Here is a 24,914-nt window from a genome sequence, read left to right on the forward strand (position 1 = left end):
CGCGCGGAACCACCGGAGCGTGTGCACAGCGCGTGAGGATGGAGAGCACTGCCCGGATTCAGCACGACAAATAAAATAGCCAGGCCAGGCGGTTACTCCGGCAACGTCAGGTAGTGACCACAGGACGCCTGCTGCGCCGCATCGGTGAGAAAGGGGATGGTGCCCAGACAGGGCGCAGGCAGTCGATTTTTCAGGCTGGTGAGATACTCCTGATAGCGTTTACCCGGGGGTTCGACGGTGTTGGCGATCCAGCCCACCAGCGGCAGGCCGCTTGCCCGCACCGCGTCAGCGGTGAGCATGGCGTGATTGATGCAGCCGAGCTTAATCCCTACCACCAGAATCACGGGCAGCTTTTCGCTGACCACCCAGTCCGCATAAGTGTGCGTCTCCGACAACGGGGTATACCAGCCGCCCGCGCCCTCTACCAGAATCCAGTCTGCCAGCGGTTGCAGCGCCGCCAGACCTGCCGACAGCGCCAGATGGGTGATCGGCCTGCCCTCTTCGGCGCTGACGATGTGCGGCGAAGTCGGCTCAAGAAACGCCAGCGGATTGACCTGCTGATAGCTTAACGGCACGCTGCTGTAACGCTGCAGCGCCAGCGCATCGCTGTTACGGATGCCCTCTGGCGTCATCTCACAGCCTGAGGCAACCGGCTTATAGCCCGCACAGCGATAGCCCGCTGCGGCTGCCGCCTGCAGCAGCCCGCCGCTGGCCACGGTTTTACCGACCTCGGTGTCGGTGCCAGTGATAAACAGGCGTTTCATGATGCACTTACTCCATAGATTAAATGGTAACTCAGGCGATAGCCGTGCCGATCTCGCGGCCAGTGCGCCTCTAACTGGTTGAGCCGTTGTCGGGTTAATACCTGCCCGTCACGCCCCTGGTGCAGATGGGTCGCGCCAATCCCCTTCAGGGAGCGCATGGCGCTGAGCGCATCGGGAAAATGCAGGGTCACCACCTCTGAGGTACAGCGCAGCTGCTCTGCGTGGCAGGCCGCCGCAATCTGCGGCTCGCTGAGAAAGCGGTTGGCGTGAGGCAGCGCATCCAGATGGGACCAGGCTTCATGAACCTCCTGCAGAGACCCGTCGCCCAGAGTGGAAAATAGCAGCGTGCCATCGGGCCTCAGCACCCGCCGGAACTGGCTCAGCGCGCCGGGCAGATCCTCGCTCCACTGCACCGCCAGGTTGCTCCACACCAGATCAATCGTGTTATCCGCCAGCGGCAGCGCGTCGATATCACCGGCCAGATAGTGCTGCGCCGCGTCATTGTCCCGCGCCTGTTGCAGCATCTGTGGAGAGAGATCCAGAGCCGTTACCTGTTTGCCACGTTCGCGCCACAGCCTGCTGTACCAGCCGGTGCCACAACCGGCATCCAGCAGCTGCAGACCGCTCTGTGCGGGCGCCTGTGCCAGCAGTGCATCGCCGCTGAGGCGTTGCAGCGCCGCATGGGCATCGTAATGGCTGGCCGCCCGGCCAAAGGCGCGTGCCACCGCCTGTTTGTCAACCCGCAGCGTCATGCAGCGCCTCCAGTAACCGGTCAATATCCTCGGGGCGATGAGCCGCGGTCAGAGTGATGCGCAGCCGGGCCGTCCCCGGCGGCACGGTCGGTGGCCGGATCGCGCTGACCCAGCAGCCCGCCTCAGCCAGCCGCTGGGAGAGCGCCATCGCATCGCCATTTTCGCCCACCAGCAGCGGCTGAATCGCGCTGCCGGAGTCCATCAGTTGCCACGGCAGCGAGGCCGCACCGCGCCGGAAATGGCCAATGTTCTGCTGCAGTTGCTGCCGCAGGGCATCGCCCTGCTGAACTTCACGCAGCGCCGCCTGCAGCGCGCTCGCCTGCGCCGCGGGCATCGCGGTGGAGTAGATCAGATGTCGGCTGAACTGCAGGAAATAGTCGGCGGTGGCCGCGTCGCACAGCAGCGCGGCACCGCTGACGCCAAAGGCTTTGCCAAAGGTGACCACCAGCAGTTCCGGTTTAACGTCCTGCTGCCAGCAGCTGCCGCGCCCCTGCTCACCCACCACGCCAATGCCGTGCGCATCATCCACCAGCAGCCAGCCCTCTGCCTGGCGCGTCTGTTGCGCCAGGGCGGCCAGCGGCGCACTGTCGCCATCCATGCTGAAAATACCTTCCGTCACCACCAGCGTTTCGCCCTCGCAGGGAGAGGCGAGCCGGGCGGCCAGGCTCTCCGGCGCGTTGTGATGGAAACGTCGCAGCTGTGCCGGACTATGGCTGGCGGCGTCGAGCAGCGAGGCGTGGCTGAGTTTATCGGCAAGGATGCGATCGTTTTTCTCGCCCAGCAGATGAATGACCGCCTGATTGGCCGCAAAGCCAGAGATAAACAGCAGCGCACGGTCGTAGCCGAGCCAGTCGGCCAGCTGCGCCTCAAGATCGGCGTGCTGACGGTGATAACCCGTGACATGCCCCGAGGCACCCGCACCTGCGCCCGCCTGCGCCGCGCCCTGTTGCCAGCCCGCAATCACCGCCGGATGCTGGGTTAAGCCGAGATAATCATTGCTGGAAAAGTGGAGATAGCTGCGGCCGCCGCTGTGCAGCGTGCGGGTCGATTGCTGATCGATCACCCGTCGCTGCCGCCAGCCATCGGCCGCCCGGCGCTGCGTCAGCGCCTGACGGATACGTTGCTGCCAGCCCATTACAGCGCCGCGTTGTAGAACTGTTCAGTGTCGGCATGGAATAGCTGCTCGCTGAGTTGCTGCTCCTGCTGCTGATCGCCGTGCTGAGTGTGAGTATGCTCCGGGTTAAGACCCAGTTTGCGGAACAGCACGCGGTCTTTGTCCTCTTCCGGATTCGGCGTGGTCAGCAGTTTGCAGCCGTAGAAAATCGAGTTCGCCCCGGCCATAAAGCACATCGCCTGAGTCTGCTCACTCATCTGCTCACGGCCCGCAGAGAGGCGCACATGCGAGGTCGGCATCATGATGCGCGCCACCGCGATGGTGCGGATAAAATCGAACGGTTCTACATCATCGTTATCTGCCAGCGGCGTACCTTTAACCTTCACCAGCATGTTGATCGGTACGCTCTCCGGTGGCGTTGGCAGGTTGGCTAACTGCACCAGCAGACCGGCGCGGTCGTTAACGGTTTCGCCCAGGCCGACAATGCCACCCGAACAGACTTTGATGCCGGCGTCGCGCACTTTGCCCAGCGTATCCAGACGTTCCTGATAGCTGCGGGTGGTGATGATGGAGCCGTAGAATTCCGGTGAGGTGTCGAGGTTATGGTTGTAGAAATCGAGACCTGCGCCCGCCAGTCGCTGCGCCTGGTCGTCGCTGAGCGTGCCCAGCGTCATGCAGGTTTCCATTCCCATCGCCTTCACGCCTTCTACCATCTTCTCCAGATAGGGCATATCGCGCTCGTGCGGATTTTTCCACGCGGCACCCATGCAGAAACGGGTTGAACCGGCGGCTTTGGCCTGACGCGCTGAGGTCAGCACCTCTTCCACTTCCATCAGCCGCTCCGACTCCAGGCCGGTCTTGTAGCGCGCGCTCTGCGGGCAGTATTTACAATCTTCCGGACAGGCACCGGTTTTAATCGACAGCAGGGTACTGACCTGCACCTGGCGCGGATCGAAGTGCTGCCGATGCACCTGCTGCGCGTTAAACATCAGTTCAAGAAAAGGTTGATCAAACAGCGCTTGCGCCTGTGCAATTGTCCAGCGTTGAGCCATTACTTACTCCAAAAAGGGTGTCATCCCGACGAAAAGCAGGGTTATACTTGTAAACTATATTTTTTTATTTTGGTTTACAACTCCGATGACTATCCCCGTTTTCTCCTCAGACGATGCCCGCTTTGACCGCCAGCATATCTGGCATCCCTACACCTCGATGCAGGACCCGCTGCCCTGCTACCCGGTGGTCGCCGCACAGGGTTTTCAGCTGCAGCTGGCCGATGGCCGTGAGCTGGTGGATGGGATGTCCTCGTGGTGGGCGGCGATCCACGGTTACAACCATCCGCGCCTGAACCGGGCGCTGACAGAGCAGGTCACACAGATGTCGCACGTGATGTTTGGCGGCATTACCCATCCGGCGGCGGTGGCGCTCTGCCGTCAGCTGGTGGCGATGACGCCTGAGGCGCTGGAGTGCGTCTTCCTGGCCGATTCAGGCTCGGTGGCGGTGGAAGTGTCGATGAAGATGGCGCTGCAGTACTGGCTGGGGCGTGGCGAGACGCGTCAGCAGTTCCTGACGCTGAAACGCGGCTATCACGGCGATACCTTTGCAGCGATGTCGGTGTGCGACCCCGAGAACTCGATGCACAGCCTGTGGCGCGGCTATCTGCCCGAGCATCACTTTGCGGCGGCCCCGGCCTGCGGCTTTGATGATGAATGGCACCAGCCTGATTTCGATGATTTCGCCAGGCTGATAGAACAGCATCACCGGCAACTGGCAGCCGTCATTCTGGAGCCGATTGTGCAGGGTGCGGGCGGCATGCGTTTCTACCATCCGCGCTATCTGCAGCAGGTACGGGAAGCCTGTGATCGCTATGGCGTGCTGTTGATTGCGGATGAGATCGCCACCGGCTTTGGCCGTACCGGCAAACTCTTTGCCTGCGAGCATGCGGGCATTACCCCGGATATTCTCTGCGTCGGCAAAGCGCTGACCAGTGGCATGATGACGCTGGCGGCGACCCTGACTACCCGCGAGGTCGCGGACACCATCAGCCGCAGCGCGGCGGGCTGCTTTATGCATGGCCCGACCTTTATGGGCAATCCGCTGGCCTGCGCGGTCGCGGCAGAGAGCCTGACCATGCTGGCGGAAGGTCACTGGCAGCGCCAGGTGGCGGCGATCGAACAGCAGTTACGGGCTGAGCTGCTGCCGCTGCGCAGTTCACCGCAGGTGGCCGATGTGCGCGTGCTGGGCGCGATTGGCGTAGTGGAAACCCATCAGACGGTTAATATGGCGGCGCTGCAGCAGTTCTTTGTTGAACAGGGCGTCTGGATCCGGCCTTTTGGCCGGCTAATCTACCTGATGCCACCCTACATCATCACGCCGCAGGCGCTGAGCAGGCTGGTGCAGGCGATTGGCGGCGCGCTGGAGCATTCTCAACATTTTGCCGCCTGAAGCGGGCTGACCGCTGGCACTGACGGCACTTTTGGTTATGATGACAGGCTATTCATCGACAATTAAGGAGATGTGATGCGCGTTTTTAGTCAGGATTTTAATGACGGCGAGAAGATGCCTGAAAAGCATGTTTTCAACGGCATGGGTTATCAGGGCGAGAATATCTCTCCCCACCTTGCCTGGGAAGCGGCACCAGAGGGTACCAAAAGTTTTGTGGTGACCTGCTACGATCCTGATGCCCCGACCGGTTCCGGCTGGTGGCACTGGGTGGTAGCGAATATTCCGGCCAGCTCGACGTCACTGCCGCAGGGTGCCGGTTCCGGCAAAGCATCACTGCCAGCAGGCGCAATCCAGACCCGTACCGATTTCGGTCAGGCGGGCTACGGTGGCGCGGCGCCGCCACAGGGCGAAACCCATCGCTACATTTTCACCGTGCATGCGCTGGATGTGGAGACGATTGAAGTAGATGAAGGCGCCAGTGGCGCAATGGTCGGCTTTAATGTGCATTTCCACGCACTGGCGAGCGCCTCGCTGACCGTGAATTATCAGTAATTCAGCACGCCAGACTACTGGCAAACCCAAGGCTGGGTGACCTGGCAGCAACGTATTAGCTCAAAACGCAGGGAACGGCGTCAGAAGAGGAAAGCGTCCCACGCCCAGGGACAAAAACGCCGGGAGCGTTTTTGAACAACGCAAAGCGTTGGCCCGGCTACGGGCGCACCTCAGGGATGAGGTGCGTAATCGCGGGGGCAGAGCGTGCCATGGATGGCGGTTTTTGCGTCTTTCCGATCTGACGCCGTTCCCTGTGTCTGCTCGATCTCACAGCTGGGCTGTGGCAGACTTCGTCAACTATCTCATACCTCTCCCTGACAGGAGAGGCGTTTTTCGTAGCGGGTTACGCCTGTAACTGATGAATCACAACCCACATCGGGCCCTGCCCCACCGCATAACGTCCCAGCGGCTTTAGCAGCCCTTTCGGTTCGGTAATCGCATAAACTTCGATGTGATGAGATTTCTGTCCCGCCGCTACCAGATAGCGTCCGCTGTGATCGATATTAAATCCGCGCGGCTGCGTTTCCGTCGGCTGGAACCCTTCCAGGGTCAGCTCATCGCCCAGGTCGCTGACGCTGAAGACTGCCAGCGTGCTGCTGGTGCGATCGCAGGCATAGAGGAAACGGCCATCCGGCGTCAGATGAATATCAGCTGCCCAGCGCGTACCGCTGAAGTCAGGCGGCATCATATCCAGCGTCTGAACGCTTTCTGCTTCGCCTTCGCCCGTATTTAATGCCCACACCTCAACCGTGCTGTCGAGCTCGTTCACGCAGTAAGCGTACTGGCCGCCCGGATGGAACTGCATATGACGCGGGCCAGCGCCTTCTACCGTCGTGACCTGCGTCTGTTTACGCGGCGTCAGCTGACCATCTTCGCCCAGCTTAAATAAACAGATACGGTCCTGCTTCAGAGCCGGCACGTAGAGCGTCTTGTTGTCATTATCGATGTTGGCCGAGTGACAGCCATCCAGTCCGCTGATCACCTGCAACGGGGCCTGCGGGATGCCGTCATCGCCAATCGGGCTGACGCTGACGCAGGCATCATTGTAGGAGCCGCAGAACAGGAATCTGCCCTGGCGATCGGTGGAAATGTGAGTCGGACTGCCGGGCAACGGCGCCTGACCCGCTTCGGTCAGCGTACCATCGGCGGCAATGCGAAACGCCAGCACGCGGAAATTGGGACGCACACCGACATAGAGAAAATCGCGGTTCGGACTCACCACCATCGGCTGAACCTGGCCGGCGACATCGGTCACCTGAAGCAACGTCAGCCCGCCCTCATCATTCATCTGCCAGACGTGGATCTGCTGGCTCTCGGGACTGGCGGTGTAGACAACTTGTTTCATGCATTCTCCTTTTTTGCTGCCTGATCATGATCTGTGAATCACTGTAGCCTGTTTTATTGCCCTGCGCTGGGATCATTTGTGCCCTGTTTTTTGTCTCCGGACCGTGGTGAGGTGTAGACTTCAGCCCCTGCAAACCAGGAAAAACGAGAGGATTAATGAACTACCGTGTAATTGCCCTCGACCTCGACGGCACGCTGCTGACCCCAGCCAAAACGATTCTGCCGCAGTCAATCGAAGCGCTAAATCAGGCACGCCAGGCGGGCGTTCATGTCGCTATCGTGACCGGACGCCATCACTGCGCTATCCACCCTTTTTATCAGGCGTTACAGCTGGATACACCCGCAATCTGCTGTAATGGCACCTATTTGTATGATTACCAGGCGAAAAAGGTGCTGGCGTCCGATCCCCTCGACCCGCAGCTGGCGTTGCAGGTGATTGAGATGCTGAATCAGCAGCAGATTCACGGGTTGCTCTACGTGGATGATGCGATGCTCTATCAGACCCCGACCGGCCACGTGATGCGCACCCTGAAGTGGGCCGAATCGCTGCCCGCCCACCAGCGTCCACTGTTCCGCCAGGTGCCCGACTTAGCCCAGGCGGCACGCGACGCCGGTTCGATCTGGAAGTTTGCCCTGTCGCACAACAACATTCCGGAACTGCAGCAGTTCGCCACCAGGGTGGAAGCGGAACTGGGACTGGCCTGCGAATGGTCGTGGCACGATCAGGTCGATATCGCCAAAGGCGGCAACAGCAAAGGCAAACGACTGGCGCAGTGGGTTGAATCACTGGGGCTGAGTATGTCCGATGTGATCGCGTTCGGTGATAACTATAACGATCTCAGCATGCTGGAAACGGCCGGACTGGGCGTGGCGATGGGTAATGCCGATGAGGCGATCAAAGCGCGGGCGAAAATGGTGATCGGCACCAACCTTGAAACCGGTATTGCCGATACCCTCTATCAGTACGTGTTGTAATCAGGGCGTCACCGAGACGCTTTTGATCTGGGCATAAAGCCACTGATCCGGCCGGATGCCCAGCTCATCCCGCGCCCACGGCGTGATGCGCGCCCAGAGTTCGCTGATGCCGATGCGCAGCTTCACCTCAACCTGGTCCCCGACCTCCAGCAATTCCACCACCTGTGCCGGTAAAATGTTGCGGATCGAGCTGTGTTGCGGCGGTTGCAGCGCCAGCGAGACATCGGCCGAGGCAATGCGAATACGCAGCGGGGTTTTAACCGGCTGATTCACCCGGCTGACCCAGATGTGCTGATCGCCCAGCGACAGCGCGGTCATCGGATAGTCGGGATGCTGCTCCAGCACCTGCACCCGCAGCACGCTGGTCAGTTCACTCACCGGCAGCCAGGGCCGCATCGCGCTGCTGCTCCAGACCCGCTCCAGCGGACCAAAGGCTTTGACCTTGCCCGCATCCAGCACCAGCACGTTATCAGCCAGCTGCAGGATCTCCTCCAGACTGTGCGAAACGTAGAGCATCGGTATCTCAACCTGCTTCGCCAGCTTTTGCAGATAGGGCATCAGTTCACGTTTGCGTGGCAGATCCAGTGACGCCAGCGGCTCATCCAGCAGCAGCATATCCGGTGCGGTCAGCAGCGCACGGCCAATCGCGACCCGCTGCTTTTCCCCGCCCGACAGCGACAGCGGAAAGCGCGGCAGCAGCGCCTCCAGACCCAGCAGAGAGACCAGACTGTCGAACTGCGCTTTCATCTTAGGTGCCATACCATATTGCAGGTTGCCACGGACCCGATAGTGCGGGAACAGTCGCGCATCCTGGAATACATAACCGATACGCCGTTTTTCCGGCGGCAGCGCAATCTTCTGCTCTGCATCAAACAGCAGACGATCGTGCAGCTGGATCCGTCCCCGCTGCGGCTGGGTCAGCCCGCTGATCGCGTTGATCAGGGAGGTTTTTCCGGCACCTGACACGCCGAAAATAGCGGTGATCCCTTTGGCCGGGATCTGCAGGTCGACCTCCAGCACGTGATCGCCCTGCTGCTGCATAATGTTGAGTGATAGCATCAGTTTCCCATCCGCTTACGGCCTGCACGTGCCAGCCATTCCGACGCCAGCAGTGACGCCAGGGCCAGCACGATCGCGATGACGCAGAGCCGTGCCGCCGCCCCTTCCGCACCCGGTGTCTCTATCAGGGTAAACATCGCCAGCGGCAGCGTGCGCGTCTCGCCGGGAATATTGGAAACAAAGGTGATGGTGGCGCCGAACTCGCCCAGCGATCGGGCAAACGCCAGCACCGTTCCGACGATCACGCCTGGCAACGTCAGCGGGAGCGTAATGGTGAAAAAGACCCGCCAGCGTCCGGCGCCCAGCGTGCGCGCCGCCTGCTCCAGCCGGCAATCCACCGCCTCCAGCGCCAGCCGGATGGCGCGCACCATCAACGGAAAGGCGATCACGGCAGAGGCCAGTGCGGCACCGCGCCAGCTGAAAGCAAAGCTGAAGCCAAACCAGTCATAAAGCTTTTCGCCTATGATGCCGCGCCGCCCAAGGCTAATCAGCAGCAGATAACCCACCACCACCGGCGGCAGCACCAGCGGCAGGTGGATCAGGCTGTCGAGCAGCGCTTTACCAGGAAAACGGCAGCGCACCAGAATCCAGGCCATCAGGATGCCAAACGGCAGACTGCCAATCACGGCTATGCCAGAGACTTTAAGGCTAAGCAGTACCGCCTGCCATTCGGGATCGCTGAGTATCATTTCGTCGGTGTGAATCCGTAATGTTTAAAGATAGCCGCGGCCTGAGGCCCTTTCAGATAATCATAAAACGCTTTAACGGCAGCGTTGTCGTGATCGTTCACGATCGCCATCGGATATTCTACGGGTTTATGGCTGGTTGCCGGAAAATGCCCGACGACCTGCACTTTGTCGCTGGCGACCGCGTCGGACCCGTAGACAATGCCATAGGGCGTTTCATTACGCTCGACCAGCGCCAGCGCTGCCCGCACATTATTGGCTGGCGCTAACGAAGGCGCAACGCCTTCCCAGGCACCCAGCTTTTGCAGCGCCTCTTTGGCGTAGATGCCCGCAGGAACGTGGTCCGGATCGCCGACTGCCAGACGCTCACCGTGCAGCAAGGTTTTCCAGTCAGTCTGCGGGTCCAGCGTCACCGCTTTCGCGTCAGCACTGCGTGGCGCAATCAATACCAGATCGTTGCCCAGCAGGGTATAGCGGCTACTGGTAATCACACTTTTTTTCGCCACCGCATCATCCATCCACTGCTGATCGGCAGAGATAAAGAGATCGGCAGGAGCACCCTGCTCAATCTGGCGCGCCAGCGTTGAAGAAGAGGCAAACGAAGAGACCACCGTCACCCCCTTTTCCTGCTTGTAACGGCTGGCAATATCCTGCATCGCGTTGGTCAGTGAAGCCGCGGCAAACACAGTGATGCTGTCGGCGGCCACAGCCTGCCCGGCCAGCGAAACGGTGATCAGGGCCGCGACGCCCCAGCGATAGTGTTTAAATGACATGATTTTCTCCGGCTATTCGTTGTGTAGCGGATAATATAGCGCAATGTCAGTGAGGTTCAGTAAATTATCGGCAGGGGGAACAAAAGGTTAAATCAGGAGAGATAAAAACGACCACGCCCGCGCAGATGGCGGGCGTAGCAGCAATTAATTGTGCGAACGGGCTGAGGATTTTTCGCGATGACCAATTTTAGAGATGACGTTAAACACTTCACCCAGGCCATAAATCATGCCCAGCATCAGCGCCATCACGACAGGCACCATCAGTATGGCAACGGCGAGGCTTTTAAGTAGTTCCAGCATGGAGAGTCTCACTCTGCTAACAAAAAAGAGATTGTAACGGGTCAGCAAAATTTTGCGCAGCCCTTTTCGTGCTTTTACTTTGGTCACAAAACGCCGCTATCATCGGCCTTCGCCTTAACCCTTTGCCGGAGCTGTCATGGAAGCCGAACTGTCCCTTCATATCCGTTTACAACAGAAACTGTTTGCCGATCCGCGACGTATTGAGCTGCTGAAACGCGTACAGCAGACCGGGTCGATCAGTCAGGGGGCGAAGCTGGCCGGTATCAGCTACAAAAGTGCCTGGGATGCGATTAATGAGATGAACCAGATGGCGGATGAAACGCTGGTGGAGCGGGCCACCGGCGGTAAAGGCGGCGGTGGCGCAACGCTCACCCGCTACGGTGAACGCCTGATTCAGCTGTTCCAGCTGATGGAGCAGATCCAGCAGAAAGCCTTTGATGCGCTACAGCAGGATACGTTACCGCTCGACAGTCTGCTGGCGGCCATCGCCCGTTTCTCGCTGCAGACCAGCGCCCGTAACCAGCTGTTTGGCACCGTTGTCAGTAACGATGCGCAGCAGGTGGTCCAGCATCTGCTGATTCAACTGGCCGATGGCGTCACGCAGCTTAATGTGGCGCTGACCCAGCGCAGCGCCGATCGCCTGCAACTGGCCGCCGGTAAAGAGGTGCTGGTGCTGATCAAGGCGCCGTGGATCCGCATCAGTCGTGACGCCGCACAGCATGACAATCAGCTGGCAGCGACGGTCAGTGCCATCGAACCCGGCGAGCAGATGAGTGAAGTGCTGATGAAGCTCGCCAGCGGCGAAACCCTGTGCGCGACCCTGAGCAACGATCAGCTGCAGCAACTCAGGCTGCAGCCCGGCGACGCCGTGATCGCCAGTTTCAATGCGGAACACGCCATCGTCGCCACCCTGCTCTAGCCGTTGATTTGACTTCATTACGGGCAATGGTTACAACTCAGTGACACGATGCAAAAAATGGAACAGAACATGGCTTCATTGCACATTTCGCAAGGCACGTTTCGTCTTAGCGATACCCGGATACTGAGCCTGAATCAGGTGGAACTGCAGCGCGGCGAAAGCTGGGCGTTTGTCGGTGCCAACGGCAGCGGCAAATCATCACTGGCGCGCGCACTCTCTGGAGAACTGCCGCCGCTGGCCGGTTCAGTCAGCAGCGACTTCAGACGGCCGGTCCGGCTGTCGCTGGAGCAGCTACAAACACTGGTGGCGCAGGAGTGGCAGCGCAACAACACCGATATGCTCAGCGAAGGTGAAGAGGATACCGGGCTGACCGTGGCAGAGGTGATTCAGGCGGAGGTGCAGCAGCCCGAGCGCTGCGAGCAGCTGGCACAGCAGTTCGGCATCGAAGCGCTGCTTTCACGCCGCTTCAAATATCTCTCTACCGGCGAAACCCGCAAAACCCTGCTCTGTCAGGCATTGATGAACCAGCCAGATTTGCTGATTCTGGATGAGCCGTTTGACGGGCTGGATGTGGCGTCGCGCGCCAGCCTGACCGACACGCTGCGCGGCCTGCAGCAGCCGACATTTACCCTGGTGCTGGTGCTCAATCGCTTTGACGATATTCCCGACTTCATTCAGCAGGTTGGCGTGCTGGCGGAGTGCACCCTCACCCACAGCGGGCCACGCCAGGCCATTTTAACGGAAGCGCTGGTGGCACAGCTGGCACACAGTGAACAGCTGATGGGAATGGCGTTACCTGAGGCGGATGCGCCGGATCAGCTGCCATCGCTGGCGGATGATGCGCCGCGCGTTATCCTGCGCAACGGCACCGTCTCGTATAACGATAAGCCAGTAATTCAGGGGCTGAACTGGCAGGTCAACGCCGGCGAGCACTGGCAGATTACCGGCCCGAACGGCGCCGGAAAATCGACCCTGCTCAGCCTGGTGACCGGCGATCATCCTCAGGGCTACAGCAATGATTTAACCCTGTTTGGCCGCCGTCGCGGCAGTGGCGAAACCATCTGGGATATCAAGCAGCATATTGGCTATGTCAGCAGCAGCCTGCATCTCGATTACCGCGTCAGCACCAATGTGCGCACGGTGATCCTGTCGGGCTTCTTCGACTCTATTGGTCTCTATCAGGCGGCTTCTGACCGGCAAAAAGCGCTGGCGCAGCAGTGGCTGGCACTGATGGGGATGGATAACGGACAGGCCGATGCGCCGTTCCACTCGCTCTCATGGGGACAGCAGCGGCTGGTGCTGATTGCCCGCGCGCTGGTTAAGCATCCGACGCTGCTGATACTGGATGAGCCACTACAGGGGCTCGACCCGATTAACCGCCAGCTCGTGCGGCGCTTTGTCGATGTGCTGATTGGCGAGGGACGGACTCAGCTGCTGTTTGTTTCGCATCACGCGGAAGATGCGCCCGCCTGCATTACACATCGCCTGAGCTTTATCGCCCATGACGGCGGCTATCACTTTCAGCAGGAAACCCTGCACTAGGGCTCATGTAACGCTTCACCCAACGCCGCTGCTGCGGCGTTTTAAAGCGCTCTTGTGTAAGCGCTACCATTCCACATCACCTTTCACGCCATATATCCGCGCACATTGCCACGAAATAAGAATATTCAGCTTGTGTAAACGATACCATTTATCCAGACTTGATCACGCTTTCGGGCGCGCTGATGTGCTACTTTTTACCGATGCCTCTTTGGCTTTTGACGCTTACCAGGATCTAACATGGAAAAATTCAACCCGGTCGATCACCCGCATCGCCGTTACAATCCACTGATTGATCAATGGATTTTAGTTTCACCTCATCGGGCCAAACGTCCGTGGCAAGGCGCGCAGGAAACCCCGGCGGTCAATACGTTACCGGCGCACGATCCGGACTGCTTCCTGTGTGCCGGAAACACCCGCATCACCGGCGACAAAAACCCGGACTATTCGGGCACCTACGTTTTTACCAATGACTTTGCTGCGCTGATGACCGACACGCCAGACGCGCCCGAGAGCGACGATATCCTGATGCGTTGTGAAAGCGCACGCGGCACCAGTCGGGTCATCTGCTTCTCGCCCGATCACAGCAAAACCCTGCCGGAGATGTCGCTGAACGCACTGGAAGAGGTGGTGCGTACCTGGCAGGCAGAGACCGCCGATCTGGGTCAGCACTATCCCTGGGTGCAGGTGTTTGAGAACAAAGGCGCGGCGATGGGCTGCTCCAACCCGCATCCGCATGGTCAGATCTGGGCCAACAGCTTCCTGCCGAATGAAGCGCAGCGTGAAGATGATCATCAGCGCGACTATTTCGCTAAACATGGCTCGCCGATGCTGGTCGATTATCTGGCACGTGAACAGCAGGATGGCAGCCGCACCGTGGTGGAAACCGATCACTGGCTGGCGGTGGTGCCGTGGTGGGCCGCCTGGCCGTTTGAAACCCTGCTGCTGCCGAAAGCGCACGTCAAACGAATTACCGACCTCAATGAGGCGCAGCGTACTGACCTGGCGCTGGCGCTTAAGCTGCTGACCAGCCGCTACGACAACCTGTTCCAGTGCTCATTCCCCTACTCCATGGGCTGGCACGGCGCGCCGTTTAACGACGAAGCCAACGATCACTGGCAGTTGCATGCTCACTTCTATCCGCCGCTGCTGCGCTCAGCAACGGTGCGTAAATTTATGGTTGGCTATGAAATGCTGGCCGAAACCCAACGCGATTTAACGGCGGAACAGGCGGCGGAACGTCTGCGTTCTGTCAGCGACGTTCACTTCCGTGAGGCACAACAATGAGCTTAAAAACCATCACGCAGCAGCTTTTCTCTGACACCTTCGGTTACGCCGCTACGCATACCATTCAGGCACCGGGCCGCGTTAACCTGATTGGCGAGCATACCGACTATAACGACGGCTTCGTGCTGCCGTGCGCCATCGATTACCAGACGGTGATTGCCTGTGCCCGCCGTGACGATCGCCAGATTCGGGTGGTCGCTGCAGATTATGAGAATGCGCAGGACACATTCTCGCTGGATGAAGAGATCGTCAGCCTGCAGGAACCGATGTGGGCCAACTATGTGCGCGGCGTGGTGAAGCATCTGCAGCAGCGTCATGCCGATTTCGGCGGTATCGATATGGTGATCAGCGGCAACGTGCCTCAGGGCGCGGGCCTCAGCTCATCTGCGTCGCTGGAAGTGGCGGTCGGCACCGTGGTGCAGCAGCTCTATAATCTGCCGCTGGATGGCGCCGCCATTGCCGTGAATGGTCAGGAAGCGGAAAACCAGTTCGTCGGCTGTAACTGCGGCATCATGGACCAGTTGATCTCCGCGCTGGGCCGGAAAGATCACGCCATGCTGCTCGACTGCCGCACGCTGGGCACGCGTCCGGTGTCGATGCCGGAAGATATCGCGGTGGTGATCATCAACTCCAACTTCCGTCGTACCCTGGTTGGCAGCGAATACAACACGCGTCGTGAGCAGTGTGAAGCGGGCGCGCGTTTCTTCAATAAGAAGGCACTGCGTGACGTTGAACTGGTCGAGTTTGAAGCGGCACAGGCGCAGCTCGACCCGCAGGTGGCAAAACGCGTGCGTCACGTTCTGACCGAGAACGCCCGCACCCTGGAAGCAGCCGATGCGCTGACGCAGGGCGACCTGACCCGTATGGGCCAGCTGATGGCCGAATCTCACGCCTCGATGCGTGACGACTTCGAGATCACCGTGCCACCGATCGATACCCTGGTAGAGATCGTGAAAGCGCAGATCGGTGAGCGCGGCGGCGTGCGTATGACCGGCGGCGGCTTTGGTGGTTGTATCGTCGCGCTGATGCCACTGGATCTGGTCGATCAGGTCAAAGCCGCCGTAGCGGAGCAGTATGAAGCAGCAACCGGCATCAAAGAGACCTTCTACGTCTGCAAAGCCTCTGAAGGAGCTGGCCAATGCTGAACGACGTCAACTCCCACGCGCCCGACGGTCAGCCGTGGCGCATAACGGTGCTGCGCAATGCCAACGGCATGCTGGCCACCTTTATGGACTGGGGCGCAACCTGGCTCTCCGCCCGCGTGCCGATGCAGGATGGCACGGTGCGTGAAGCGCTGCTCGGCTGCGCAACGCCCTCTGACTATCTCCATCAGGATGCCTATCTGGGCGCGACGGTCGGCCGCTACGCTAACCGCATCGCCGGGGCAAAACTGAATAAACTGAACCGCCAGCTGGTGCCGAACCAGGGTGCACATCAGCTGCATGGCGGACCGGAAGGCTTTGATAAGCGCCGCTGGCAGATTGTCAGCCAGTCTGACAGCGAGGTGCACTACCGCATTGATTCGCCCGATGGCGATCAGGGCTATCCCGGCAATCTGATTGCCGATCTGCGCTATCAGCTGGATGACCAGAACTGCCTGAGCATTAGCTATGAAGCGCGCTGCGATCAGCCCTGCCCGGTCAATCTGACTAACCACGCCTACTTTAACCTTGATGCGCATCATGGCGACGCCCGCCAGCATCGCTTACAACTGCACGCCGACCATTATCTGCCGGTCGACAGCGAAGGCATCCCGAATGCGCCGCTGAAAGAGGTTGTCGGAACCAGTTTTGATTTCCGCGAGGCCAAAGTCGTGGCACAGGAGTTTCTGGCAGACGACGACCAGCGAGCGGTGAAGGGCTATGACCATGCGTTTCTGCTCAGCAGCGCAGGCGACGACACTCAGCCTGCGGCAGAACTCTGGTCGGAAGATGGCAGACTGCAGCTCAGCGTGACCACTTCGGCACCGGCGTTGCAGTTCTACTCCGGCAACTACCTGGCAGGCACCCGTGCCCGTGAACAGGCGAGCTATACTGCATTTCAGGGTATTGCGCTGGAGAGCGAATTTTTACCGGATTCGCCTAATCATGATGAATGGCCTCAGCCTGATTGCTGGCTGCAGCCGGGAGATCGCTGGGAATCCGTGACGCGTTATCGCTTCACGCCACGCTGAGCCTCCGGCTGAAAAACGCGCAGTGCGTCACACACAGGCTTACGCGCTGCCCGCTTTTCCGTTATGGTATGGCGCAATCAGCTCGCGTGTCAGGCGGGCAGCAGCAGGTTTCCAATCTCACAGAAACATCACAGTATTAAGGAGTTAAGCTATGGCTGTAACTAAGCTGGTTCTGGTGCGACACGGCGAAAGCCAGTGGAACAACGAAAACCGCTTTACCGGTTGGTATGATGTTGACCTTTCTGAGAAAGGTCGTGGCGAAGCCAAATCAGCAGGTCAGCTGCTGAAAAAAGAGGGCTTTGTTTTCGATTTCGCTTACACCTCAGTACTGAAGCGTGCCATTCACACGCTGTGGAATGTGCTGGATGAGCTGGATCAGGCCTGGCTGCCGGTTGAGAAAACCTGGCGTCTGAACGAGCGTCACTACGGTGCGCTGCAGGGTCTGGATAAAGCGGAAACCGCTGCCAAATATGGTGATGAGCAGGTTAAGCAGTGGCGTCGCGGCTTTGCCGTTACTCCGCCAGAGCTGGATCGTTCAGATGAGCGCTTCCCGGGCCATGATCCGCGTTACGCGAAACTGACCCCAGAGCAGCTGCCAACCACCGAAAGCCTGGCGCTGACTATTGACCGCGTTATCCCTTACTGGAACGAAACCATTCTGCCGCGCATCAAAAGCGGTGAGAAAGTGATCATTGCCGCACACGGCAACTCACTGCGTGCGCTGGTGAAATATCTGGATAACCTGAGCGAAGATGAAATCCTCGAACTGAACATCCCTACCGGCGTACCGCTGGTTTATGAGTTCGATGAAAACTTCAAACCGTTGAAACGCTACTACCTGGGCGACCAGGACGAGATTGCCGCGAAAGCCGCAGCTGTTGCGAATCAGGGTAAAGCGAAGTAATTTCTCGCTGAAATGCAAAAAGGCCAGACGAAAGTCTGGCCTTTTTTATTGGGCTGCGCGCACGAACGCTGCGCACTGTGTTCGTTGTCAGAATAAAGAGATCAATGAGCCAGGCAACAACTGATTGGCTCAAAGCGCAGGGAATACGGTCAGAGGCACAATCCTCAACGCGAACCGGGTCAGACCTTGTCAGTTATCCCACTCAGCCGCGGCGCTGTTTAACCGCTGCCGCCAGCTGACGCAGCACCTTGTCGGTATCTTCCCAGCCGATACAGGCGTCGGTGACGCTTTTGCCATAGACCAGCGGCTCGCCGCTCTCCAGACTCTGGTTGCCTTCCACCAGATGACTCTCGATCATCACACCGACAATCGCCTGCTCACCATTAATCAGCTGCTGTGAGACATCGTCTGCCACAACCATCTGACGCTGGAACTGCTTGCTGCTGTTGGCGTGGCTGAAATCGATCATCACCTGCTGTGGCAGACCCGCTTTTGCCAGGCCCTCTTTGACCTCTGCAACATGCTGCGCACTATAGTTCGGCTCTTTGCCGCCGCGCAGAATGATATGGCAGTCACCGTTGCCGCTGGTTTCCACAATGGCGGAGTGACCATACTTCGTCACAGACAGGAAACAGTGCGGCGATCCCGCCGCGTTGATGGCATCGATCGCCACCTTAATGGTGCCATCGGTGCCGTTTTTGAAGCCGACCGGACAGGAGAGACCGGACGCCAGCTCACGGTGTACCTGGGATTCCGTGGTGCGCGCGCCAATCGCGCCCCAGCTCATCAGGTCAGCCACATATTGCGGGGTAATCATATCCAGAAACTCGCCCGCCGCCGGTAAGCCGCTGTCGTTAATATCCAGCAGCAGTTTACGCGCCAGACGCAGACCGTCGTTGAGCTGGTAGCTGTTATCCATGTAGGGATCGTTGATCAGCCCTTTCCAGCCCACCGTGGTGCGCGGCTTTTCAAAATAGACCCGCATCACCACTTCCAGCTCGCCTTTCAGCTCATCACGCAGCGCCAGCAGGCGGTCGGCATACTCTTTTGCCGCTTCAGTGTCATGAATTGAGCAGGGGCCGATCACCACCAGCAGGCGATCGTCCTTGCCCTGCAGGATCTGATGAATCGCCTGACGGGCCTGTGAAACGGTCTGTGCAGCACGATCGGTCGCCGGGAATTTTTCGAGCAGCGCAACCGGAGGTAACAGCTCTTTAATCTCTTTGATGCGTAAGTCATCGTTCTGGTAATTCATACTGATTCCATATTATTTCTGGCCCGGCGCCCGCCGGACACAACCTGCCCAATGTAGCCCGAAGCGCCTGGGGTGTAAATTCCCGCTGCGGGTTAAATGTGCGGGTGATATTTGCATTAATCAGGTTAGCGACTAGACTTTTTAATGGTAAGCACTGAGGAACGTCCCGCTTACCAAATTAAATCACCCTGTTTAAGCCAACCGGCGAATTATATTTCGTCAGGGATTTTCTTACCCGAAATTGCACCTCTGGGCTTAAAGCATCTTCATTTATTAACGGGAGCATAATGATGAAAAAGTTTGCCTTACTCTTTTTGACAGCAGCAATGACACTGAGCAGCGGTGCGGTACTGGCTGCAGACAGCAGCAGCAATAACGGTACATCGAATCAGGCAGCCAGTGCAGGTGCAGCAGCGGGCGGAGCGAAAGAGAATCTGCCGCCAAATAATGTCGATAACAGCAAAATTAATAACACTGGCAACGATACCAATCCTGCAACGTCCGGCAGCACCACCAGCCATGGTAATATGTCTGCTAACGAAATGGACCAGAACGCCCAGTGTAAAGATGGTAAATGTCCGAACATCAATAAAAAAGTTCAGACTAAAGTGGGCGGCGGTGACGTAGATACCAAAACCGACGGCACCACCCAGTAATTCTGTTTAGCCAGGAGAGCTGACGCTCTCCTGGTTTTTCTCCCCTCTGTCCCACTCTTCCGCTATGCTAATCCTGTGAATTTTACAGGAAATCCTTCATGGCCGTTTTGCTTCTGATTGACGATCATCCGCTGGTTGAAGTGGCACTTGAAGCCGCTCTGAGCCAGTCGCCTATTCCGGTTCAGCTCCTCTCTGCCAGCAGTGAAAAAGCCGCCCGTCCCCTGCTTCAGCAGCCACTGGACATCATCGTGCTGGATATTGGCCTGCCGGACAGCGATGGGCTGGAGTTCCTGCGTCGCCTGAAGATCCATCGGCCCGACTGTCCGGTATTGATCTACTCTGCTCAGCAGACCCGCCACTATGTGCGTCGCGCCCAGGCGCTGGGTGCCGCCGGTTATGTGGTGAAGAGCCAGCGCATGGCGCAGCTGCTTAGCGCTATCCTGGCGGTGCTGGGCGGTCAGACGGCGTTTCCGGTGATGGATGATGAGCCGGAACTCCCGCTGACCCAGAAAGAGCGTCAGATTCTGGCGCTGCTGGCCAGCGGCCTGTCCAATCTGCAAATCGCCGCCCAGTTGCACATCAGTAACAAAACGGTCAGCACCCATAAAAAGAACATTCTGGAAAAAACCGGCGCTCGTTCGGTGGTGGAACTGGCTGACCTGTGGAAGGCGCAGCAGTGAGAACTCTCCTGCTGATGCTGCTGTTGCTGTGCGGCTCCGTTGTGGCTGAGGTGCGTCCGGTGAGCAGCATCAATCTGCCGATGATGCTGCCGGTGACACACGCGGAAACCATGCAGGGCAAAATCCTGCGAGTTGGCCTGCTGGAAGAGAACCACGCCCCCTGGGCGATGCGCATCGGCAACGACCTGTATGGCATCAATGCTGACTATCTTTCCGCACTGCGCCAGCTGACTGGCGCGCAGTTCAGCCTCAACCTCTACAGCGATCAGCCGCATCTGATGCAGGCGCTGAACAGCGGCCAGATCGATTTTGCGCTTGGCATGTGGATTTCTCCCCTGCCAGCCGGCGCCCTGAGCAGCGATAACTGGTACAGCAGCCCGCTGCGGGTCTACCGCAATCAGCAAAACCAGCGTGCCGTGATGTTTAACAGCCAGAATGCCCAACTGGCGATCAGCGAAAGCACGCTGGCACAACTGCCGCCTGCGCTGGCCGCCCGCCACAGCTGGCGACGCTACAGCAGTGATCTGCAGGCGCTCTATACCCTGCTGAATCAGCAGAATGATTATGTGGTGGCGGATGAAACCAGCGCCGGATTTCTGCTGAGCCAGCTGCAACAGGGCCAGATTTATCAGATCGCCTCACACATCGAGGCCGGACAGCTCAACCTGCGCGCGGTCTCCCGCGATCCAGAGCTTATCAGCTGGATTAATCAGAGCCTGCGTCAGTTGCCAGCAGAACTGATGAACACGCTGCAGGCGCGCTGGAGCAGTACCCTGCCGCGCTATCAGGATACGCAGACCCTGATGCTCAGCCCCACTGAACGCGCCTGGATTGCCGATCATCCGCGTATTACTTACACCGCCGAACCGGACAACTATCCCTGGAGTTATCGCGATGCCAGCGGGACCGCCAGAGGCTATGGCGTGGATTTGCTGAAAGCGATAGCTCAGAGCACCGGCCTGCAGTTTGAACCGGTGTGGGTCAGCAATCCGCGTCAGGCGAACACGCTGATCGGTCAGCAGCAGGCGATGCTGCAGCTGATGCAGCCGCTGAACGGCGATGCGATGCAGAGCACCTCGCTGCCGGTGTGGCGCGCGCTATGGGGCATCTACAGCCTGCAGCCCGATACGCTGGCGCACTGGCGCGACCTGCGCGGCAAGCGGGTCGGCGTGTTACAGGATGACCTGGCGCTGCGTCTGCTGCCTGCGGATCTGCAGCCGCAGCAGTTTGCCGATCGTAATAGCCTCTATGACGCGCTGGCAAAAGGGCAGATCGATGCGCTGGTCGATAACGTGCTCTCCGCCCGCTGGCGTATCGCCAGCCGCGATGATGCGCGCATCCACCTCGCCTTTGCCGCCAGCGACATCGCCTGGCCGATCGCGCTGGGCGTGACGGCTGACCAGCCGGTGCTGCGCACCCTGCTGGATCGCGCGCTGCAGCAGATCCCGGCTGACACGCAGAGTCAGATGCGCGACAGCTGGTCAACCCCGCCACAGCCCGGCAGCGTGATGGTGATGCGTTCGCTGCCGATGATGGTGCTGGCGGTGGCAGGTGCGGCCATTGCGCTGCTGCTGTTGCTGCTGGCGCGCCGCTACTGGCAACAGCGCCGGGAGCGTCAGCAGCGTGAACAGGCTGAGCACGCCAATGCGATGAAGAGCCAGTTCCTGGCGACCGTCAGCCATGAGCTGCGCACGCCGATGCAGGCGATCCTCGGCCTGCTGGAGCTGGAGAAGCAGCAGCACAGCAGCCAGAACCTGACGCTGCTGCACAGCAGTGCGCAATCGCTGCTGACGTTGCTGAATGATCTGCAGGATCATGCGCGCATCGAGAGCAACAGTTTTACCCTGGCGCCCCGTCCGCTGGCGCTGGCGCAGTGGCTAAATCAGCAGCAGCACTTTTATCATCCGTTAATGCGCGAAGACGGCCCGCATCTGATCGTCGATGCGCTGACGCCGCTGCCTGATGCCGTGATGATCGATGCTGATCGCCTGCAGCAGGTGGTCAACAACCTGATGACCAATGCGCTGAAATTTACCCGCCACGGCGCGATTCGCCTGACGCTGGCCGCACAGCAACAACAGCTGATTCTGACGGTGAGCGACAGCGGCAGCGGCATTCCGCCAGAGGAGCAGCAGAAGCTGTTCGATCCCTGGTATCAGGCGCCGTCCGGTAAATCGGTTTCGGTGCAGGGCAGCGGCCTGGGGCTGTTTATCTGCCGGGAAATGGTGCAGCGGATGGGCGGCGACATCCGGCTCGCCTCTGAACCCGGTCACGGCACCCAGGTCACCGTGACGCTGCCACTGGAGGTCTGCGCACCAGCAAACCACGTGGATGAAACCGCCCTTCCCGACCTTCCACCGCTGCGGGTGGCGATTGTCGATGACCATCCGACCAATCTGCTGGTGATGCAGCAGCAGCTGTCGCGTTTTGCGATTCAGGCTGACATCTTTGAGCAGGGACGCGCACTACTGCAGGCCGATGCGCAGCAGCCTTATGACCTGCTGTTTATCGACCAGATGATGCCGCGGCCTGACGGCACGCTGCTGCTGCGGATATTGCGGCGGCGTGACCGTCAGCGGAAGCGTCAGGCGATGCGGGTGCTCTGCTCCGCTGATGCCCAGCTGCTGTCACGACCGCTGGAGGCCCGGGAGCGGGTAATGATAAAACCGGTGCAGTTAGCCGATCTCAGCGCGCTGCTGGCAGAGTGGCAGGAAGATCCGCTGGCGGCGCTGGATGATAATCTGTGGCAACTGGCGCAGCAGAATGAGAAATTCCTCCGCCGTCTGAGCCAGACGCTGCACAACACGGTGACGCAGGATCTGGCCGTGATGCGCGAAGCACGCGAGCGCGAGGCGTGGATGCCGTTCGCCGAAGCGGCGCACCGGATGAAAGGAAGCTGGTTACTGGTGGGGCTGGAGCATGGCGCACAGCTCAGCCAGCAACTGGCGGAGCAGGCAAAACAGCATCAGGACACGTCTGAGACGTGGCAATTACTGATATTATTAGCAAACAGGTTACTGAAAAAACTGGAATCTTATGGCACATACCCACACTCATAGCGGGCAGGATAGTAATCGCACGCGTCTGGCGGCCGCCTTCGGGGTGACCGTTGTCTTTATGGTGGCTGAAGTGATTGGCGGCTGGCTCTCGGGTTCACTGGCGTTGCTGGCCGACGCCGGGCATATGCTGACCGATGCCGCCGCGCTGCTGATGGCGCTGCTGGCGGTGCAGTTCTCGCGCCGTAAACCCAATGCACGCCACACCTTTGGCCTGCTGCGTCTGACCACGCTGGCCGCATTTGTTAACGCCATTGCGCTGCTGGGCATTACCGCACTGATCGTCTGGGAGGCGGTGCGCCGCTTTGCCGACCCGCAACCGGTGACCGGCGGCCTGATGCTGGGGATTGCTATTGGCGGCCTGCTGGCCAATATTCTGTCGTTCTGGCTGCTGCATCACGGCAGCGAAGAGAAGAATCTCAACGTGCGGGCCGCGGCGCTGCATGTGATGGGCGACCTGCTTGGCTCGGTGGGTGCGATTGTCGCGGCGGTGATTATTATGCTGACCGGCTGGACCCCAATCGATCCGATTCTGTCGTTGCTGGTGTCACTGCTGGTGCTGCGCAGCGCCTGGGCGCTGCTGCGTGAGAGTCTGCAGGAGTTACTGGAAGGGGCGCCGCGTTCGCTGGATGTGAACCGGCTGATACGGGATCTCACCCTGAACATCGCAGAGGTGCGCAATGTTCACCATGTGCATCTGTGGCAGGTGGGCGAAAAGCCGATGCTGACGCTGCATGCGCAGGTGATCCCGCCTTACGATCACGATGCGCTGCTGCATCGTATCCACGACTATCTGCGCCAGCACTATCAGATTGCGCATGCGACCGTGCAGATGGAGTATCAGCCCTGTGCCGGTGCCGAGTGTGAACTCGGCTTAAGCGGCGCTGCCGCCACCGGCCATGATCACAGCCATTCACACGACCATGAGCATGCTCACGCTAAAGGCGAAGTGCACACTCACTGAGCCGACAGCGCGCGGGAACCCTGTTGCCGCGCGCTGCGGATCCACATGCGTGAGCCGTTCAGCGCAATCAGCGTCAGAATCACATACTCCAGCGACATCGCATAGACGCCCTGACGGGCAAAAATCATCACGCTAATCACGTTGATGATGACCCACAACAGCCAGTTCTCAACATATTTGCGCGTCATCAGTACCATCGCCGCAATCGACAACACCATCATGCAGGAGTCCCAGAACGGGAACGCATCCGGCTGCAGCGCGGGCATCGCCACCGACAGGCCAACGCCGTTCATCAGCGTGACGGCCGCTCGGGTTAACAGCGCAAACACCGGATCGATATAGAGGGTCATCAGCGCAATCGCAATCACACAGCCCGCCGTCCAGGCCAGCGCCTTAGGCAGTGGCAGCCAGCGGATTTTCAGCGCCGCCTGATGATCGGAGGTTTGCCGACTCCAGGCGTACCAGCCGTAGATATTGGCGGCAAAAAAGAAGAGCTGCAGCAGCAGGCTGGCGTAGAGCTGGATCTGAAAGAAAATCACCGCAAATAGCGTGACGTTAATCAGGCCAAAGGGATAGTTGATGATTTTTTCCAGGCTGGCAAACCAGATGCAGAGTAAGCCCGCCAGCGTGCCGATAGCCTCAATCCATGAGAGATCGTAGCCTCCGGCACCCAGAGGAATGTGAACCAGAATATTATGTGTGCTGAAGAAGTCCATGCTG

Annotated in this window: 24 protein-coding genes; 13 read left to right on the plus strand and 11 right to left on the minus strand. The window is 59.3% G+C overall.

The genetic code is table 11. From position 1 onward, the window contains the following. Window positions 1-92: 92 nt before the first annotated feature. The 4 genes from bioD to bioB are packed head-to-tail and all read right to left on the minus strand — an operon-like array spanning window position 93 to window position 3,682. A complete protein-coding gene (gene bioD, locus HFD87_RS02060) occupies window positions 93-764 on the minus strand; it encodes a dethiobiotin synthase (RefSeq protein ID WP_062758126.1) in 672 nt (223 codons plus the stop codon). Continuing rightward, window positions 761-1,516 (minus strand): malonyl-ACP O-methyltransferase BioC, encoded by a 756-nt coding sequence (gene bioC, locus HFD87_RS02065; protein ID WP_033771181.1) that lies wholly within the window; start codon window positions 1,514-1,516, stop codon window positions 761-763. The genes bioD and bioC overlap by 4 nt, the downstream gene beginning before the upstream one ends. Beyond that, window positions 1,500-2,651, minus strand: coding sequence for an 8-amino-7-oxononanoate synthase (bioF, locus tag HFD87_RS02070; RefSeq protein ID WP_033766721.1), 1,152 nt, complete (start codon window positions 2,649-2,651; stop codon window positions 1,500-1,502). The genes bioC and bioF overlap by 17 nt, the downstream gene beginning before the upstream one ends. After that, on the minus strand, window positions 2,651-3,682 hold the full coding sequence (gene bioB, locus HFD87_RS02075) for a biotin synthase BioB (RefSeq protein WP_031593833.1): 1,032 nt from the start codon (window positions 3,680-3,682) through the stop codon (window positions 2,651-2,653). Before bioB ends, bioF begins: the two co-directional genes overlap by 1 nt. Window positions 3,683-3,767: 85 nt before the next feature. Between bioB and bioA the strand changes: the two genes are divergently transcribed. Continuing rightward, window positions 3,768-5,072 carry an adenosylmethionine--8-amino-7-oxononanoate transaminase gene (bioA, locus tag HFD87_RS02080; protein WP_167422881.1) on the plus strand — a complete coding sequence of 435 codons (1,305 nt, stop codon included), beginning with the start codon at window positions 3,768-3,770 and terminating at the stop codon, window positions 5,070-5,072. Between the two features lie 75 nt (window positions 5,073-5,147). Further along, a complete protein-coding gene (locus tag HFD87_RS02085) occupies window positions 5,148-5,624 on the plus strand; it encodes a kinase inhibitor (protein ID WP_010260206.1) in 477 nt (158 codons plus the stop codon). 343 nt (window positions 5,625-5,967) lie between these two features. Here HFD87_RS02085 and pgl read toward each other — a convergent pair whose 3' ends face one another. Further along, window positions 5,968-6,969, minus strand: a complete 1,002-nt coding sequence (gene pgl / locus HFD87_RS02090; RefSeq protein ID WP_010260201.1) for a 6-phosphogluconolactonase — start codon at window positions 6,967-6,969, stop codon at window positions 5,968-5,970. Between the two features lie 155 nt (window positions 6,970-7,124). On the opposite strand from pgl, the gene HFD87_RS02095 reads away from it, so the two are divergent. Continuing rightward, on the plus strand, window positions 7,125-7,943 hold the full coding sequence (locus HFD87_RS02095; RefSeq protein ID WP_010260198.1) for a pyridoxal phosphatase: 819 nt from the start codon (window positions 7,125-7,127) through the stop codon (window positions 7,941-7,943). Here the strand turns inward: HFD87_RS02095 and modC are convergent, their stop codons facing one another. From modC to HFD87_RS02115, 4 genes are all read right to left on the minus strand, one after another. After that, entirely contained in the window at window positions 7,944-9,002 is a 1,059-nt protein-coding gene (gene modC, locus HFD87_RS02100; protein ID WP_167422882.1) for a molybdenum ABC transporter ATP-binding protein ModC, read from the minus strand. Then, the gene (gene modB / locus HFD87_RS02105; RefSeq protein ID WP_010669664.1) at window positions 9,002-9,691 is read right to left on the minus strand and encodes a molybdate ABC transporter permease subunit; all 690 of its coding nucleotides are present in this window, start codon (window positions 9,689-9,691) and stop codon (window positions 9,002-9,004) included. The genes modC and modB overlap by 1 nt, the downstream gene beginning before the upstream one ends. Beyond that, complete coding sequence (gene modA / locus HFD87_RS02110) at window positions 9,688-10,461, minus strand: molybdate ABC transporter substrate-binding protein (RefSeq protein WP_033771171.1); 774 nt, start codon at window positions 10,459-10,461, stop codon at window positions 9,688-9,690. The genes modB and modA overlap by 4 nt, the downstream gene beginning before the upstream one ends. Window positions 10,462-10,605: 144 nt before the next feature. After that, entirely contained in the window at window positions 10,606-10,761 is a 156-nt protein-coding gene (locus tag HFD87_RS02115; protein ID WP_010260183.1) for an AcrZ family multidrug efflux pump-associated protein, read from the minus strand. A 136-nt stretch (window positions 10,762-10,897) separates the two neighbouring features. Between HFD87_RS02115 and modE the strand changes: the two genes are divergently transcribed. The 6 genes from modE (at window position 10,898) to gpmA (ending at window position 17,583) form a co-directional block, all read left to right on the plus strand. Then, a complete protein-coding gene (modE, locus tag HFD87_RS02120; RefSeq protein ID WP_167422883.1) occupies window positions 10,898-11,680 on the plus strand; it encodes a molybdenum-dependent transcriptional regulator in 783 nt (260 codons plus the stop codon). Window positions 11,681-11,749: 69 nt separating this feature from the next. Next, on the plus strand, window positions 11,750-13,222 hold the full coding sequence (modF, locus tag HFD87_RS02125; protein WP_167422884.1) for a molybdate ABC transporter ATP-binding protein ModF: 1,473 nt from the start codon (window positions 11,750-11,752) through the stop codon (window positions 13,220-13,222). Window positions 13,223-13,459: 237 nt separating this feature from the next. Next, a complete protein-coding gene (galT, locus tag HFD87_RS02130; RefSeq protein ID WP_010260177.1) occupies window positions 13,460-14,506 on the plus strand; it encodes a galactose-1-phosphate uridylyltransferase in 1,047 nt (348 codons plus the stop codon). Further along, the gene (galK, locus tag HFD87_RS02135) at window positions 14,503-15,651 is read left to right on the plus strand and encodes a galactokinase (protein WP_033771167.1); all 1,149 of its coding nucleotides are present in this window, start codon (window positions 14,503-14,505) and stop codon (window positions 15,649-15,651) included. Before galT ends, galK begins: the two co-directional genes overlap by 4 nt. Continuing rightward, a complete protein-coding gene (galM, locus tag HFD87_RS02140; RefSeq protein WP_050680600.1) occupies window positions 15,645-16,679 on the plus strand; it encodes a galactose-1-epimerase in 1,035 nt (344 codons plus the stop codon). Before galK ends, galM begins: the two co-directional genes overlap by 7 nt. A gap of 151 nt (window positions 16,680-16,830) precedes the next feature. After that, entirely contained in the window at window positions 16,831-17,583 is a 753-nt protein-coding gene (gene gpmA, locus HFD87_RS02145) for a 2,3-diphosphoglycerate-dependent phosphoglycerate mutase (protein ID WP_033756988.1), read from the plus strand. A 202-nt stretch (window positions 17,584-17,785) separates the two neighbouring features. Here the strand turns inward: gpmA and aroG are convergent, their stop codons facing one another. Next, window positions 17,786-18,838 (minus strand): 3-deoxy-7-phosphoheptulonate synthase AroG, encoded by a 1,053-nt coding sequence (gene aroG / locus HFD87_RS02150; RefSeq protein WP_010669658.1) that lies wholly within the window; start codon window positions 18,836-18,838, stop codon window positions 17,786-17,788. Between the two features lie 287 nt (window positions 18,839-19,125). Here aroG and HFD87_RS02155 point away from each other — a divergent pair, with 287 nt between their 5' ends. The 4 genes from HFD87_RS02155 to zitB all read left to right on the plus strand — a co-directional run bounded on the left by HFD87_RS02155 (window position 19,126) and on the right by zitB (window position 24,194). Then, complete coding sequence (locus HFD87_RS02155) at window positions 19,126-19,494, plus strand: YbgS-like family protein (protein ID WP_022626030.1); 369 nt, start codon at window positions 19,126-19,128, stop codon at window positions 19,492-19,494. A gap of 98 nt (window positions 19,495-19,592) precedes the next feature. Beyond that, the gene (locus HFD87_RS02160; protein ID WP_033756983.1) at window positions 19,593-20,174 is read left to right on the plus strand and encodes a response regulator transcription factor; all 582 of its coding nucleotides are present in this window, start codon (window positions 19,593-19,595) and stop codon (window positions 20,172-20,174) included. 14 nt (window positions 20,175-20,188) lie between these two features. Beyond that, complete coding sequence (locus tag HFD87_RS02165) at window positions 20,189-23,233, plus strand: ATP-binding protein (protein ID WP_181955669.1); 3,045 nt, start codon at window positions 20,189-20,191, stop codon at window positions 23,231-23,233. Then, window positions 23,211-24,194 carry a CDF family zinc transporter ZitB gene (gene zitB / locus HFD87_RS02170; protein WP_022626033.1) on the plus strand — a complete coding sequence of 328 codons (984 nt, stop codon included), beginning with the start codon at window positions 23,211-23,213 and terminating at the stop codon, window positions 24,192-24,194. Before HFD87_RS02165 ends, zitB begins: the two co-directional genes overlap by 23 nt. Here zitB and pnuC read toward each other — a convergent pair. Continuing rightward, window positions 24,188-24,910, minus strand: a complete 723-nt coding sequence (pnuC, locus tag HFD87_RS02175) for a nicotinamide riboside transporter PnuC (protein ID WP_033785474.1) — start codon at window positions 24,908-24,910, stop codon at window positions 24,188-24,190. The two genes, zitB and pnuC, sit on opposite strands and share 7 nt — an antisense overlap. Window positions 24,911-24,914 lie beyond the last annotated feature (4 nt).

Origin of the sequence: Pantoea sp. EKM21T, from assembly GCF_011800405.1 — a bacterium.
In the GTDB taxonomy this organism is placed as follows: Bacteria; Pseudomonadota; Gammaproteobacteria; order Enterobacterales; family Enterobacteriaceae; genus Pantoea; species Pantoea agglomerans.